Below are 14,529 nucleotides of genomic sequence, written 5' to 3'. Positions count from 1 at the left end.
GTGATCTTCCTGTCCGAGGCGGAGTCCGCCGCCCTGATCGACGAGGACCTCGCGTTCGCGGCGGCCCGCGAGGCGCTCGTCGCCGCGGTCGACGACCGGGCCGAGGTGTTTCCGGCGGTACTGGCGCACGGTTCCGACCCGCGCAACCGGTTCACGGTCAAGTCGGCCGCGTCGCAGACCCTGGCGGGCCTGAAGGTGGGCAGCTACTGGCCGGACAGCGAGCCGCGCCACAACTCGGTGGTGCTGCTGTTCGACCAGGACGCCGGGCGCATCGCCGCCGTCGTGGAGGCGGGGACGGTCAACGCCTACCGCACGGCCGCCGCCGACGCGGTCGCCGCGAGCGTCCTGGCCCGCGCCGACGCCGCGACCCTGGCCGTGTTCGGCACCGGCCACCAGGCCCTCTACGAGTGCGCCGCCCTCGCGCGCGTGCGGCCGATCGCGTCGATCCTGGTCGTGGCCCGCACCCCCGAGCGCGGCGCCGCATTCGTCGAGCGCCTGGCCGCGCGCGGGCTGCCGGGCACGGTGACGCCGGCCCGCGAGGCATGCCTCGGCGCCGACATCATCGTCACGGCCACGACGGCGACCGCCCCGCTCTTCGACGCGGAGTGGGTGCGCCCCGGCACGCACGTGGCGAGCATGGGCTCCGACGCCGTCGGCAAGCAGGAGCTCCCGCCCTCGCTGCTGCACGACGCGCGGCTGTACTGCGACCTGCCCGCCCAGTCCCGCCGCATCGGCGAGTTCCAGCACGCCGCGGGGCTGGACGTCACCGCGATCGGCGACGTGCTCACCGGGCGGGCGATCGGCCGCGTGGAGCCGGACGACATCACGGTCTTCGACAGCTCGGGCATCGCCCTGCAGGACCTCTTCATCGCCGAGGCCCTGCTGCGCGCGGCCGGTTCCTAGCCTCGGTTCCGGGCCGTCGTCAGGCGGCTTCGGCCACGGGCACCGCTGCCGTTTTTTAGCCGCGGTCCCGGGCTGTCCTCAGGGGGCTTCGGCCACGGGCACCGCCGCCGGTCTTTCGCCGCGGTCCCGAGCTGTCCTCAGGCGGCTTCGGCCACCCGCTCCATCGCGGGCACGGCCGCCAGGACGGAGTCCGCGTGGCGGGCCGCCGGGCAGGGAGCGGGCGAGCCGCAGGCCCGGCACATGCCGTTGGCGGCCCCGGCGGCGTGCCGGGCGAGCAGTTCGGCGGCGGTGTTCGCCAGGATGCTGTCAGACTGGACGATATAGGACACGAGGGCTCCGCAAATTGATCAAGTGGGGTGACGGCGAGCCCCATACCCCGTTGCAGGCGAATCAATCAATTTTTCCTCGGCCGCCGTACGGTGGCCCACACGATCTTGCCGCTGACCGTCGGCGCGCTGCCCCAGGAGGCACTCATGCCCTCGACGATGAGCAGCCCGTGCCCGCCCGTCTCGAGGTCCGGGTCGCGCAGCCGCGGGAGGGTCGGGCTGCCGTCGCGCACTGCGACCACCACGTAGTAGCGGCCCAGCTCGACGGAGAACCCGATCTCCGTCCCCGCGTGCCGGACCGCGTTCGTGACCAGCTCCCCGGTGACCATGACCACCGGCCCGGCGATCTCGGCCACGCCCCACGCGGCGCAGGCGTCCTCGGCGACGGCCCGCGCCCGCGCCACCGACGAGGACAGCGGGAGCAGGAACGCGTGGCGGCGCGACGGCGCCGTCCGCCCGGCGCGCCCGTCCACCGCCGCCCCGACGGACGGCGCCGTGGCCAGCTGCCGGCACACCGCCACGCGGGCGAGCCGGGCGGCCAGCTCGGGCGGCGCCCCGCACACGACGAGCGCCACGCCCGCCCCCTCGCAGCTGCGCCGGAGCACCGCGAACACCGAGAGCTCGAGATCGTCCACGGCCCGCAGCCGCTCCGCGTCGAGCAGCACGACTTCGGGCCGGGCGGTGAGCGCCTTGTGCAGCGCCTGCCGCAGCCGCGGGGCGGTGGCGCGCTCGAGGAGCCCGCTGGGCTTGAGGATCGCGAGCGGATAGTCCTCGACGACGGAACACCGGAACACCAGAGTCTCTTTATCGCATCCCGAGATCGGTAAACATCCGATCGCGCTGCGTGCAGATTTCCGGGGGCCGCCGGCGAGCAGGAGCATCGTTCGCCGGTCGGGTCAGCGGCTGTGCCAGGCTCGCGTACGCGCCGTCGGCCGCGCCCAGACTCGGCATGGGCGCCCTCCTCGGGCCAGCGGGGTCTCCCAGGCTCGCGTACGCGCCCTCCCCGACGACCCGGCCGGGTCGTCGGGTCTTCCAGGCTCGTCAAGGTGCGCCCAGGCGCCCTCGGCCGCGACCAGATCGGCGCGCGGGCGCCCTCCTCGTCAGCGGGTCTTCCAGGCTCGCCGCAGGCGCGCGTACGCGCCGTCGGCCGCGACCAACTCGGCGCGGGGCGCGCCCTCCTCGGCGGCTCGGGGTCAGCGGGTCTCCCAGGCTCGCCAGAGGCGCGCGTACGCGCCGTCGGCCGCGACCAACTCGGCGTGGGTGCCCTCCTCGGCGACCCGGCCGCCGTCGAGCACCACGATGCGGTCGGCGGTCGCGGCCTGGGTCAGGCGGTGCGCGACGACGAGCGTCGCGCGGCCCGCGGTCGCGGCCAGGGCCGAGGTCTCCAGGTGGCGGGCGCCGAGGCTGCCCGCCTCCGCGGTGGCCTCGTCCAGCACGGCGACGGGCGGGTCGGCGAGCACGACCCGGGCCAGGGCCAGCTGCTGGGCCTGGGCGGCGGTGAGCGGATGGCCGCCCTCGCCGACGACGGTACGCAGGCCCTCGGGCAGGTCGCGGGCCCAGTCCAGCGCGTCGACGGTGACCAGCGCCGCCGACACCTCGGCGTCGGTCGCGCCCGGGCGGGCCAGGCGCAGGTCCTCGACCAGCGGACCGGCGAAGACGTGCGTCTCCTGGGTGACGACCGCGACCCGCGCGGTGCTGGGCGGCCGGCCGCCGACGGTGACGGTGCCGGAGCGCGGGTGCAGCAGCCCGGCGGCGATCGCGGCCAGCGTCGACTTGCCCGCACCCGTCGATCCGACGAGCGCGACGCGGGTGCCGGGGGCCACGTGCAGCGTGACGCCGTGCAGGACATCGGTGCCGTCGTCGTACGCGAACGTGACGTCGCGCAGCATCAACCCGACTTGACGAAAATCAACATTGACAATCTCGACATGACGAGAATGCAGATCGTCAACGTCAGCAGCGCGAGCGTCAACGTCAACGTCAGCAGCGCGAGCGTCAACGTCAACGTCAGCAGCGCGAGCGTCAACGTCAACGTCAGCAGCGCGAGCGTCAACGTCAACGGTGCGGGCGTCAACCGCAACGGTGCGCGCGTCAACCTCCACAGCGCGGGCGTGAACCGCAACCGTGCGCGCGTCAACGTCAGCAACACGGGCGTCAACCTCCACAGCACGGGCGTCAACCGCAACCGTGCGCGCGTCAACGTCGACACCTTGGGCGTCAGCATCCGCAGTGTGGGCCGCAGGGACTTCGAGCACGCCGACCAGCCGGGCCAGGGCCGCGCCCGCCGCCTGGATGTCGGCCGCGCTGAAGAGCAGGCCGCCGATCGGGTTGAACAGGCGGTGGAAGAGCACCGCCGCGGCCGCGGTCTCGCCGACGGTTACGTGGCCGGCGCGCACCAGGAGGTAGCCGGCGACGACGATCGCCAGGACCCCCGCGAACTCGGCCCGGTTGACGCGTCCGACGAGCCGGGTGAAGAGCTTGAACACCGAGTACTCGACGTCGCGCGCCCGGGCCGAGGCCGCGTCGATGCCGCGGCGGTGGCGCTCCTCGAACCGGTACGCGTGCACCGTCGGCCGGCCGAGCATGCTCTCGACCAGCAGCCGGGCGCGGTCGGCGATCGCGATGCGCTGCTGCCGGTAGCCCGGGGCCGAGCGCGGGAGGTACCAGCGGAGGCCCAGGACGTACAAGGGCAGCGAAACGGCGGCGGCCAGGCCCAGGCGCCAGTCGATCCCGGCCATCGTGGCGAGGCTGAGGACCGCCAGGAGCACGGAGGAGATCATGGTCGGGAGGATCTCGGACACCACGCGGTGCACGGCCGCCACGTCGGGGCCGACCCGGGCGAGCAGGTCGCCGCGGCCCGCGCGTTCGAGCGTGGCGGACGGCAGCCGCAGCGCCCGCTCGACGGTGGCCTCGCGCAGGGTGGCCAGCAGCCGGCCGCCCGTCCGCGCGACGAGGTAGGCGGCGAGCCCGGCCGTGAGCCCGGCGGCGAGCGCGGCGACGCCGATGACCGCCCCGATGGCGGCGAGGGCCGACGGGGAGGCGCCGGCCCGGACGCGGTCGACGAGCACGCCGAGCGCGGAGACCGGCACGATCGCGGCGGCCGCCCCGACCAGCCCGACGGCGATGGTGCCCGCGACCTCGAGCCGCCGCCGTCCGAGCTCGCCGCGGACCCAGCGCCAGGTGCCACGGGCCGAGGCGATCGGGAGCATCACCGCAGCACCGCCAGCGCGAAGGACGGCTCGCTGCCACGGGCCGAGGCGATCGGCAGCATCACCGCAGCACCGCCCGCGCGAAGGACGGCTCGCTGCCCCGGGCCGAGGCGATCGGCAGCATCATCGCAGCACCGCCCGCGCGTAGGACGGCTCGGCCGCGCCCAGGGCGGCGTGGGTGCCCGCTGCGTGGACGCGGCCCGCGTCGAGGACCACAACCCGGTCGGCTACGGCTAGCAGGGCGGGGCTGCTGGTGACCACGAGCGTCGTCAGGCCCCGGCGCAGGGCCCGCACGCCGAGCGCGACGGACTGCTCGGTGACAGCGTCCACGGCGGTGGTCGGGTCGTGCAGGACGAGGATCGGCGGCCGGGCGAGCAGGGCCCGGGCCAGGGCGATCCGCTGCCGCTGGCCGCCGGACAGCCCGGCGCCGCGCTCGTCGACGGCGTGCTCGATGCCGGCCGGATGGGCGGCGAGGACCTCGTCGGCGGCCGAGGCCCGCAGCGCGGCGGCGAGCGCGTCCGGGTCGGCGCCGCCGGGCGCCAGGTTCTCGGCGAGCGTGCCGGCGAAGAGGTCGGTGTGGTGCGGCTCGACGTGCAGCAGCTCCCGTGCGGATTGCAGATCATGCAGCGGTACTCCCCCGAGCCGCACCTCCCCGTCGAACTCCCCGGGCGCGACCCGCCCCGCGAGCAGCCCGATCAGCGTTTCGGCGTCGGCCGGCCGGTAGGCCACGACCCCCACGAACTCGCCGGGCCGCACGAGCAGGTCCAGCCCGTCGAGGGGGCCGTGGCGCACCCCGGCCAGCTCGAGCGTGACGTCGTCGCCGGCCGGCGCGCGGGTGGGCTCCGGCCGCACCTCGGGGGCGTTGAGCACCAGCGCGACCCGCTCGGCCGAGCCGCGGGCCTCCGCGATCCAGCTCGGCACGATGGCGAGCATGCCCAGCGGCTCCATGAGGAACTGGGCGAGGCCGATGACGGCGATGAGCTCGCCGACGGTGATCCGGCCGGTGAGCGCGAACCAGCCCGCGAGCACGGCCACCCCGCCGGCGAGCAGGCCGCTGGTGGCGGTGGAGGCGGCCAGGTACGTGCCCTGGGTCCGGGCCGCGCGCAGCGACGCGGCTAGGGAGGCGCGGCTGACCTCCCGGTAGCGGCGGGCCGCGGCGCCCTCGGCCCCGATGCCGCGCAGCGGGCGCAGGCCCGTGACGAGGTCCGTGGCCAGCGACGAGGCCCGGCCGGCGAGGTCCTGCTGGGCCTCGACGCGGCGGGCGATGCGCGGGCCGGCGAGCTGCAGCAGGCCGAGCACGACGGGCGTGCCGCCGAGCACGGCGACCCCGAGGCGCCAGTCGACGGCGACGAGCGCGACGGCGCTGATCAGCGTCGCGGTCACGGCGCCGGCGACGCGGGGCACGTAGTCGAGCAGGTAGGAGACGTTGTCGGCGTCGGTGGACGCGACGGTGAGCAGTTCCCCGGCGCGCAGCGGGGTGCGGATGCCGCGCGGGTGCAGGATCTTCGCGGCGAGCTCGTCGCGCAGGAGGTACGCCTCGTCGGTGATGGCGCGCATGAGGTGGCGGCCGCCGAAGCGGTACGCCAACGTCAGCAGCCCGAAGAGGACGGCCAGGGCGCCGATCCAGGCGATCAGGGCTCGGCCGTCGCCGGGGGCCACCGCGCGGTCGATGCCGACGCCGATGAGGATCGGCACCATCGACTCGCACAGCTGGTGGCCGCAGTAGAGCAGCGTGCCGAGGCCGAGGTGGCGGCGGTTGCGGGCGAGCGCCCGGCGCAGGATGCCGGAGGCGTGCAGCAGGGCGGTCACCGGAGTGAGGGTAGCCTAACCTGGGCGCGCCGCGGCACCGGGCCCGCATGTGGGCCCGGGCGCGGCACCGGGTCCGCGCCCGGGCCGTTCGGGCGCGATACTCGTCGGATGGACGAGCACGGACGGCCGGAGCCGCCGCCGGACGGGGACGAGGCCGCGACCCTGCTGGGGTTCCTCGACTACCAGCGCGCGACGCTCGCGTGGAAGTGCTCCGGGCTCGGCGCGGACGCGCTCCGGGCGACCGTGGGGGCCTCCCCGATGACGCTCGGCGGGCTGCTCAAGCACCTGGCGTACGTCGAGGACGACTGGTTCGCGTACCGGCTGGACGGCGAGGACCGCCCCGAGCCCTGGGCCGGCGTGGACTGGGCGGCCGACCCGGACTGGGAGTGGCACTCGGCGGCCGGGGACGACCCCGAGGAGCTGTGGCGGCTCTGGCGGTCCAGCGTGGCCGGGGCGCGCGAGCGGACCGCCGCCCTGCGCGACGGCGGGCTCGGGCGGGTGGCGGCCCGGCCCTGGGCGGACGGGCGCAGTCCGAGCCTGCGCTGGATCCTGTGCCACATGATCGAGGAGTACGCGCGGCACAACGGGCACGCCGACCTGCTCCGCGAGTCGATCGACGGCGCGACCGGCGAGTGACGGCGCGGCCCCCGGGCGGAGTTCGCGGTACGCAGATTTGCGTACGCCCGCACCGACGCTGAGGCGACGCTCGATGCCGGGCCGCCGCCCGATGATCGGACCGTGACAGATCAAGCGCTCCGGCGCCGCCGCACGCTCCTCGGGCTGCTCGTCGTCGCGGTCGGGTTCGCGGTGGTGCTCGCGTGGCCGTACCTGAGCCTCGACCCCGCCGACGGCCGCCTCGACGTGCGCGGCGGCCCGCACTACGCCGTGCTCGTCGTGCACATCTTCACGGCGGCGGTGGCGCTCGTGATCGGGCCGCTGCAGTTCATGCCGGCGGTGCGGGCGCGACGGCGGCTGCATCGGACGCTCGGGCGGGTCTACCTGCTCGCCGGGGTGCTGCCCTCGGCGGTCGCCGCCGTCCCGGTCGCGATCTGGTCGGGGCGGCCCGTCACGCAGGCCGGCCTGACCACCGCGGCGGTGCTGTGGCTGGTCACGGGCGCCCTCGCCTACCGGGCGGCCCGGCGGCGCGACTTCACCGCCCACCGGGCCTGGATGCTGCGCAACTACGCGCTGACGTTCCTCGCCGTCACGTCCCGGTTGCTCGTACCGCTCCTGCTGCTCGCCCAGATCCCCTTCGGCGGCGCCACGGCGGGCGAGATCGGCGAGCGCGCACCGGCAATGATCCCGATCGGTCAGACGCTGGGCTGGGTCGTGAACCTGCTCGTGGTCGAGCTGCTGGTCATCCGGCGTTCACGGGCCAGAGCGGCCTGATCGCGATCGTTGTGTTCCAGCAACGAAATTTGGCCGAGCATTGCCTGGTAGGAGCGTTGCCGCGGACCGCCGGCGCCGCTGCCGAGTCGCGCGGCGAGTGATCGGGTGTAAAACTACGTCGATGCAAGTGCGGGTCCTGGGCGGGCGATACCGGCTCGACGACATCCTGGGCGTCGGCGGCGTGTCGACGGTCTGGCGGGCCCGGGACGAGGTGCTGGCCCGGGACGTGGCGGTGAAGCTGCTGTCCGGCCGGTACGCGAGCGACCCGGCGTTCCGGCTGCGCAGCCGGGTGGAGGCGCAGGCGGCCGCGGCGCTGTCGCATCCGAACGTCGCCCAGGTCCACGACTTCGGGGAGACCGTCGTGGGCGGGCTCCGCACGCCGTACATCGTCATGGAGCTCGTGCCCGGCCTGCCCCTGGATCAGCGGGTCGCCGCCGAGCCGCTGTCCCCCGCCGAGGCCCTGCGGATCTGTGCCGAGGTCGCCGCCGGCCTGGCCGCCGCGCACGCCGCGGGCCTGGTCCACCGCGACGTGAAGCCGGCCAACGTCATCCTCGCCCCGACCGGCGCGAAGGTGGTCGACTTCGGCATCGCCGCGACCGCCGACTCCGGCGACCCGGACGAGCAGCTCCTGGGCACCCCGGCCTACCTCGCGCCGGAACGCATCGTCGGCGACCCGATCACCCCGGCATCCGACGTGTACTCCCTGGGCATGCTCCTCTACAAGCTGCTCGCCGGCCGCCTGCCCTGGCCCGTGTCGCGGCCCACGGAGACCCTCGACGCCCAGCTCTTCGCCGAGCCGCCGCCGCTGCCGAAGCTGGACGGCGTCCGGCCGGAGATCGCCCACCTGTGCCTGCGCTGCCTGGCCAAGGACCCCGCCGACCGCCCCACCGCCGCCGAGGTGGCCGCCTTCCTCGCGGCCTACGATCCGCCGGCCGGCCCGGCGGCCGGTACCCCGCCGCAGCGCCGGCGCCCGCTGCTCGTCGCCGTGGGCAGCGTGGCCGCGGCCGGCCTGCTCGCCTGGGCGCTGTTCCCGGCCTCGGAGCAGCAGGTGCCCGCCGCGGCGCAACCGGCCCCGTCGCTCGAACCGACAACGGCGCCGGGCAGCACGCCGCCGGCGGAGCCTTCCCCGGCACCCGCGGCGGCCGTCCCCTCGGCCCGGCCGGTGACGACGACCGGCCCGCCCCCGACATCCGCGGCCGCGCCTCCGACAACGGCGACGGGGACGGCGACGGCGACGGCGACGGCGACGGCGACGGCCTCGCCCGAGGCGGTGCCCGGGCCGCCGCGCACGTTCACGACCGCGGGTGGCATCGTCCAGGCCCGGTGCACGCCGTCGGGCCAGGCCGAGCTCACGTCGTGGTCGCCGACCTCGCCGTACCGGGTCGACTGGGTCAACGCCGGCCCGGCGGTCGCGGCGGTGGCCGCGTTCACGCACGGCAACCGGTCGGTCGACGTGACGGTCACCTGCGACGGCGCCACCCCGACCGCGACCGCGACCAGCCACGGCGGCTGACCCTCACCGGCCCGGGAGCGGGGTGAGGAACAGCCCGCGGGCCTACGCGGCCGGGGCCGGCCAGTCCTCGGTCACCTGCGCGAGGCCGGACGCCGAGACGAGCAGGGCCGCGTGGCCCTCCAGCGTGCCGAGCCAGGGCAGGCAGCCGGGGCCGCGGGCCACCGCGGCGGTCGCGTAGACGTCCGCCCACAACAGCTCCGGGCCCGTCACCGTCACCGCGCGGACCGCCGACGCCGGCCGGCCGGTGGTGGGGTCGATGATGTGGTGGCCGCGGTGGGCGGTGCCGGAGGTGGCCACGGCGCCGTCGCGCCGCTCGAGCACGTGCAGCAGGCGGGCGCGGTCGTCGGGGTGCTCGATGCCGACCCGCCACGCCGGGTGGTCGTCCTCGGCGTGCACGAGGACGTCGCCGCCGGCGTTGAGGCACCAGGAGTACCGCCGCAGCCGCCGCAACCGCCCGGCCGCGCGCTGCACGGCCCAGCCCTTCACCAGGCCGGACGGGTCGAAGCGGGGCGTGCCGGTGCGCGGGTCGGGCAGCCCGTCCGGGTCGAACCAGCCGCCCGTGCGCTCCCGGGCCCGCTCGCACAGCGCGAGGACCTCGCCGAACGCCGGGTCCGCCGCGTCGGCCGCGAGCTCGCCGCGGGCCCAGCGGTTCAGGTCGCTGTCGTCGCGGTACGGGCTGAAGACCGCGTCGGCGTGGCGCAGGTCGGCGAAGACGGCCTCGACACCGGCCCGGACCTCGGCCCCGTCCGGGTCGTCGCCGCGCACGTGGATGCTGACCGGCAGGCCCATGATCTGCTGGACCCAGGCACGCCGCGGGAGAGTCGCGGTGCTCATGCGTTCAGGTGTGCGGCGTCGAGGGCGGCCTGCAGCGACTCCTTGTAGCCGTCGCTGGTGACCGTGGCGCCGGAGACGGTGTCGATGTCGGCGCTCTGGGCGGCGATGGTCTCCTGGACCAGGGTCGGCAGGGCGCGCGCGTTGATCTGCCGGTCCTTGCCGTTGCCGTTCGGGTAGACGGGGACCGAGACGGCGGTGATCTTCCCGCCGGCGACGGTGATGCTGACCTGGACGTTGCCCCAGCGGGTCGGCGCCACCGATCCCTGGTAGGTCGTCCCGCTCGCGGTGCCGTCCCCCGACCCCGAACCGGTGCCGGTGGTGGACGAGGACGTGGTGCCGGCCGCGGTGGCCGGCGTGGCCGCGGTGGTGGTGGAGCCGAGGCTCGTGCGGTAGCTGAAGAGCAGCACGACGGCCGCGAGGGTGGAGAGCAGCCAGAGGGTGATGCGTCGCAAGGAAGGCTCCTACCAGGCGAACTGTTCGGTGTGGATGGGACCGGCTCCGGCACCGCGGGCCGCGGCCGTCGCGGCGGCGGTCCAGGCGTCGGGGCCGCAGACGTAGACCTGCGCGCCGGCGATCTGCGGTGCGAGGTGGTGCAGGGGCGGGGCGCCGGCCGGCAGCCACGAGGTCTCGTGGGCGCGGGGGCCGAGCAGGTACACGACCCGGACGCCGCGGTGGCGGGCCAGCCAGCCGAGCTCGGCCCGGAAGGCGAGTTCGGCCTCGCTGCGGGCCCGGTAGACCAGGGTGGCCTGCCCGGGGGCGTAGGGCAGCTCGCCGAGGAGGGCCAGCAGCGGGGTGACGCCGATGCCGCAGGCCAGCATGACGACCGGGCCGCCGGTGTACCGCTCGCCGGTCAGCCTGCCGTACGGGCCCTCGATGAGCGCGCGGGTGCCTGGCCGCAGCCCGGCGACGCGGGCGCTGCCGTCGCCGAGGTCCTTGACGGTGATGCGCAGCACGCCGGTGTGCGGGGTCGCCGACAGGGAGTACGGGTGGGAGCGGGACCAGCCCGGCCCGTCGAGGAACCGCCACTGGAAGAACTGCCCGGCCCGCACCGGCAGCTCGGCGAGGTCCCGGCCGCGCAGGTACACCGAGGTCAGGCCCGGGCCCTCGGGGACGACCCGGTCGACGACGATCCGGTGCCGCCAGTTGCGCCACGCGGGCAGCCCGAGGCGGTAGAACACGACGGCGCCGGCCGAGACCGCGTACAGGGTCCACCAGTAGGCCCGCGACCACGGCGAGGAGACGAAGTCGGTGCCCGTCCAGATCTGGTGCGGCAGGGCCAGGCCGACGCCGAGGTACGCGTACAGGTGCAGCAGATGCCACGACTCGTAGCGCAGCCGCCGCCGGGCCGCCCGCACCGACGTCACCACGACGAGCACGAGCAGCAGGGTCCCCGCGGTGGCCAGCAGCATCCCCGGGTAGTCGACGACCAGGTCCCACAGCTCGGCGAGCACGTTGACGTGCGCGTCGCCCGCGTAGCCGATGGTGATGAGCACGATGTGCGCGAGCATGAGGTGGAACGAGGTGAACCCGGTCCAGCGGTGCCAGCGGGCCAGGCGGTCCTGCCCGAACGCCCGCTCGACCACCGGCACCCGGGCCATCAGCAGCACCTGCAGCAACAGCAGGTCCGAGGCGAGCAGCCCGGTGAGCCGGCCGAGCGAGTCCGTCCACGACTCGGCCACGGCCTGCACCCCGCCGCCCGCGACCCACAGCGCGGTCACCACGAGCAGGCTCACCCACGCGGCCGCACCGCCGGCGTCGGCCCACCATCGGGGGGTGGCGGCGCGCACGGCGCGCGCCGGTGGGGCGAGGGTCGTCGTCGTCATGACCGCAACCATCGGCGACGATCCTGTGAACTGACCTCCGCAGGTCTAAGAATCCCTTAAGAGGCGCGGCTCTCAGCGCCAGTCGAAGTGCTCGCGGTGGATCTGACGGCCCGGGACGCCCGCCCGGCGGAGCCGGCGCACGAACGCGTCGACCATCGGGGCCGGGCCGCACAGGAAGACCGACACCCGGCCCGGGTCGTGGCCGGTCCCGGCGGCGGCAAGGATGTCGTCGGCGGTGAGGAAGCCGCGGGCGGTGGAGTCGTGCTGGTGCACCCGCAGGTTCGGGTGCGCGGCGGCGACGGCGGCGATCTCGCCCGCGAACGGCGCGTCGCCCACGGCGCTGTAGAACAGGTCGACGCGGGCCGGGAGCGGATGCCGGTCGAGGGCCCGCAGCCAGCTCAGGAACGGCGTGATGCCGATGCCCCCGGCGATCCAGATCTGCCGGTCCGTGCCGCGGGTGTGGTCGAAGCGGCCGTGGGGGCCGCCGACGACCGCGGGCATGCCGGGCCGCACGAGGGTCTGGATGCGGGTGGTGTCGTCGCCGAGCGCCTTGATGGTGAAGCGCAGCACGTCGTCGTGCGGGGCGCTGGAGATGGTGAACGGGTGCCGCCGCCAGCCGTCGGCGCTCTCCAGGAACAGCATGGCGAACTGTCCCGGCGTGAAGTGCAGCGGCCGGCCGACCGGGGTGAGCGCGAGCTCGGTCAGGCCCGGTGCGACCGTGGTGACCGCGGCGACCTGGTAGTCGTGCAGCGGCAGGAAGTACCGGGCCATCGTCTCGCGGTACGCGTAGAAGGCGATCCCGATCCCGCCGGCGATCAGGTAGCTCCAGCGCAGGACCTGGGAGCCGAACATCGTCGCGTCGAGCAGCCCGTGCACGAACGCGGCCGCCAGGAACAGGCCGGTCAGCCGGTGCAGCGCGCGCCAGCGCTCGTAGCCGCCGAGCAGCCACCGCGACGCCCGCCGCAGGTGCGGCACCACCGCCGACCGGGCGACGTACGGCGCCAGCCACGGCAGCATCATGCGCCACCGCGGCGCGACGGCCCAGACCGCGAGCGCGGCGAGCCCCCACACGCCGATCTGCGCGAGCAGGCCGCCGAAGTCGGCGCCGCGGCCACCGGACATCGGCTGCCCGGCCTGCGGCGGCGGACCGTGGTGGCCGGAGGAGAACAGGACGTGCGGGATCACCAGGACCATGCCGGTCACCGAGAGCCGCCGGTGCCAGATCGCGGCGCGGTCGATGCCGTCGAACCACGACTCGACGGCGGGCAGCACCGAGATGAGGACGATCGCGGCCGACATGAGCAGGACGGCCTCGGCGCCGGCGAGCTGGCCCGCGAACGACAGCCAGCCGCCGTCGCCCGGCCCGACGACGAGCCACAGCACGGCGAACAGCCCGGCGACGGTGAGGACGCCGGCGGGGCCTCGGCGGCGGGCCGGTGCCGCCGACCTGCGCACCGGCGGGGCGAGCACACTCACCCCCTCACCATCCCACCGGACGGCCCTCTATGCTGGCGCAATGCCGCGCGACCCGGGGACCGTGCCGCGCGGAGCCTGGCGCACGCTCGCCGCCTGCAGCGGCCTCGCGGCGCTGCTGCAGATCGATGGCACCCTCGTCACGGTCGCGCTGCCGGACGTCGGGCGGTCGCTGCACACGGCCCCGCAGCCGCTCGGCTGGGTCATCACCGTGTACTTCCTGGCGTTCGCGCTCCTGCTGCTGCCCGGCGGCCGGCTCGTCGATCGGTTCGGGGGACGCCGGGCCGCGCTGGCCGGGCTCGCGCTGTTCGCGGCCGGGGCCCTGCTCGGCGCGCTGGCCCCGAGCTTCACGGTGCTCGTGGCGTCGCGGGCGCTGCAGGGCATGGGCGCGGGTTTGGCGAGCCCGGCGGCGCTGTCGGGGGCGGTGAGCGGCTTCCCGCCGGAGCGCCGAGGCACCGCGCTGGGCATCTGGGGCGCCGCGTCCGGGGTCGCCAACATCGCCGGGCCGCTGCTCGGCGGGCTGCTCACCACCGCCTTCGGCTGGCGGGCGGCCTGGTGGGCGCTGCTGCCTCTCGCGGCCGCCGCGGCCGTCGCGGTGGCCCGCCTGGTCCCGGGCCGCGTGCCCGACGCCGGGGCCGAGCCGGCGGCCGGGGTGCTGCGCCGCCGCGCCGTGCTCGTCGCCGTGGCCGCCGCGGGGCTGAGCTTCCTCGTGATGATCGGGGTGTTCTTCGTCATCGAGCAGTACCTGCAGGAATCCGCCGGCTACAGCCCGCTGCTCGCGGCCGCCGCGCCGATGGCGATCGCGGTGTGCGTCGGGGCGGTCGGGCCCGTGGCGGGGCGGCTGATCGACGCGCGCGGGGAGCGCCCGGTGCTGCTCGGCGGGTTCGCGGTGGCGGGCGCGGGCCTGGGCTGCTACGGCCTCACGAACGCGCCTCTGCACGGCCTCGGCGCGCTGCCGCTCGCCGTCCTGCTCGGCCTCGGGCTCGGCCCCCTGTTCGCGGGGGTGTCGCGGGCCGGGCTCAATGCGGTACCGCAGCGGCATCACGGACGCGTGTCGGCGCTGATCTCCGCGGGCCGCCTGCTGGGGGCGGGGCTCGGGGCGGCGCTCGCGGGCGTGGCGCTGCGCGACGGGGCCGACGCCGAGGACGTGCGCACGGCCCTGACCAGCGGCGCGGCGCTGTGCCTGCTCGCCGGTGTGCCGCTGGCCGGGTGGCTGCGCGGGCGCCCGGAGGCCGAGACCGTCTGAGTGC

13 protein-coding genes are annotated in these 14,529 nt (G+C 75.8%); 5 read left to right on the top strand and 8 right to left on the bottom strand.

Translation table 11 applies throughout. The annotated features are described in order from the left end of the window. Positions 1 to 903: an ornithine cyclodeaminase family protein gene (locus tag ABT369_RS32635; RefSeq protein WP_350617765.1), complete on the top strand. Its 903-nt coding sequence runs from the start codon at positions 1 to 3 to the stop codon at positions 901 to 903. 137 nt (positions 904 to 1,040) lie between these two features. Here the strand turns inward: ABT369_RS32635 and ABT369_RS32630 are convergent, their stop codons facing one another. From ABT369_RS32630 to ABT369_RS32615, 4 genes are all read right to left on the bottom strand, one after another. Further along, complete coding sequence (locus ABT369_RS32630) at positions 1,041 to 1,232, bottom strand: hypothetical protein (protein ID WP_350617764.1); 192 nt, start codon at positions 1,230 to 1,232, stop codon at positions 1,041 to 1,043. A gap of 65 nt (positions 1,233 to 1,297) precedes the next feature. After that, on the bottom strand, positions 1,298 to 2,023 hold the full coding sequence (locus ABT369_RS32625) for an ATP-binding protein (RefSeq protein WP_350617763.1): 726 nt from the start codon (positions 2,021 to 2,023) through the stop codon (positions 1,298 to 1,300). Positions 2,024 to 2,422: 399 nt separating this feature from the next. Beyond that, a complete protein-coding gene (locus tag ABT369_RS32620; protein ID WP_350617762.1) occupies positions 2,423 to 4,441 on the bottom strand; it encodes an ABC transporter ATP-binding protein in 2,019 nt (672 codons plus the stop codon). Between the two features lie 120 nt (positions 4,442 to 4,561). Beyond that, on the bottom strand, positions 4,562 to 6,247 hold the full coding sequence (locus tag ABT369_RS32615; RefSeq protein WP_350617761.1) for an ABC transporter ATP-binding protein: 1,686 nt from the start codon (positions 6,245 to 6,247) through the stop codon (positions 4,562 to 4,564). A 108-nt stretch (positions 6,248 to 6,355) separates the two neighbouring features. On the opposite strand from ABT369_RS32615, the gene ABT369_RS32610 reads away from it, so the two are divergent. The 3 genes from ABT369_RS32610 (at position 6,356) to ABT369_RS32600 (ending at position 9,149) form a co-directional block, all read left to right on the top strand. Next, positions 6,356 to 6,883, top strand: coding sequence for a DinB family protein (locus ABT369_RS32610; RefSeq protein WP_350617760.1), 528 nt, complete (start codon positions 6,356 to 6,358; stop codon positions 6,881 to 6,883). A 102-nt stretch (positions 6,884 to 6,985) separates the two neighbouring features. Continuing rightward, complete coding sequence (locus tag ABT369_RS32605) at positions 6,986 to 7,636, top strand: DUF2306 domain-containing protein (protein WP_350617759.1); 651 nt, start codon at positions 6,986 to 6,988, stop codon at positions 7,634 to 7,636. A gap of 121 nt (positions 7,637 to 7,757) precedes the next feature. Next, positions 7,758 to 9,149 (top strand): serine/threonine-protein kinase, encoded by a 1,392-nt coding sequence (locus tag ABT369_RS32600; RefSeq protein ID WP_350617758.1) that lies wholly within the window; start codon positions 7,758 to 7,760, stop codon positions 9,147 to 9,149. Positions 9,150 to 9,191: 42 nt separating this feature from the next. Here the strand turns inward: ABT369_RS32600 and ABT369_RS32595 are convergent, their stop codons facing one another. From ABT369_RS32595 to ABT369_RS32580, 4 genes are all read right to left on the bottom strand, one after another. After that, a complete protein-coding gene (locus ABT369_RS32595; protein WP_350617757.1) occupies positions 9,192 to 9,983 on the bottom strand; it encodes an FAD:protein FMN transferase in 792 nt (263 codons plus the stop codon). Then, positions 9,980 to 10,435 carry an FMN-binding protein gene (locus tag ABT369_RS32590; protein ID WP_350617756.1) on the bottom strand — a complete coding sequence of 152 codons (456 nt, stop codon included), beginning with the start codon at positions 10,433 to 10,435 and terminating at the stop codon, positions 9,980 to 9,982. Before ABT369_RS32590 ends, ABT369_RS32595 begins: the two co-directional genes overlap by 4 nt. 9 nt (positions 10,436 to 10,444) lie before the next feature. After that, complete coding sequence (locus tag ABT369_RS32585) at positions 10,445 to 11,806, bottom strand: ferredoxin reductase family protein (protein ID WP_350617755.1); 1,362 nt, start codon at positions 11,804 to 11,806, stop codon at positions 10,445 to 10,447. Between the two features lie 72 nt (positions 11,807 to 11,878). Beyond that, positions 11,879 to 13,282: a ferredoxin reductase family protein gene (locus ABT369_RS32580; protein ID WP_350617754.1), complete on the bottom strand. Its 1,404-nt coding sequence runs from the start codon at positions 13,280 to 13,282 to the stop codon at positions 11,879 to 11,881. Between the two features lie 40 nt (positions 13,283 to 13,322). On the opposite strand from ABT369_RS32580, the gene ABT369_RS32575 reads away from it, so the two are divergent. After that, a complete protein-coding gene (locus tag ABT369_RS32575; protein ID WP_350617753.1) occupies positions 13,323 to 14,525 on the top strand; it encodes an MFS transporter in 1,203 nt (400 codons plus the stop codon). Positions 14,526 to 14,529: the final 4 nt, after the last annotated feature.

The sequence above is a fragment of the Dactylosporangium sp. NPDC000244 genome (genome assembly GCF_040300725.1).
Taxonomy (GTDB): domain Bacteria; phylum Actinomycetota; class Actinomycetes; order Mycobacteriales; family Micromonosporaceae; genus Dactylosporangium.
This window is presented reverse-complemented; position numbering and strand designations above follow the sequence as displayed.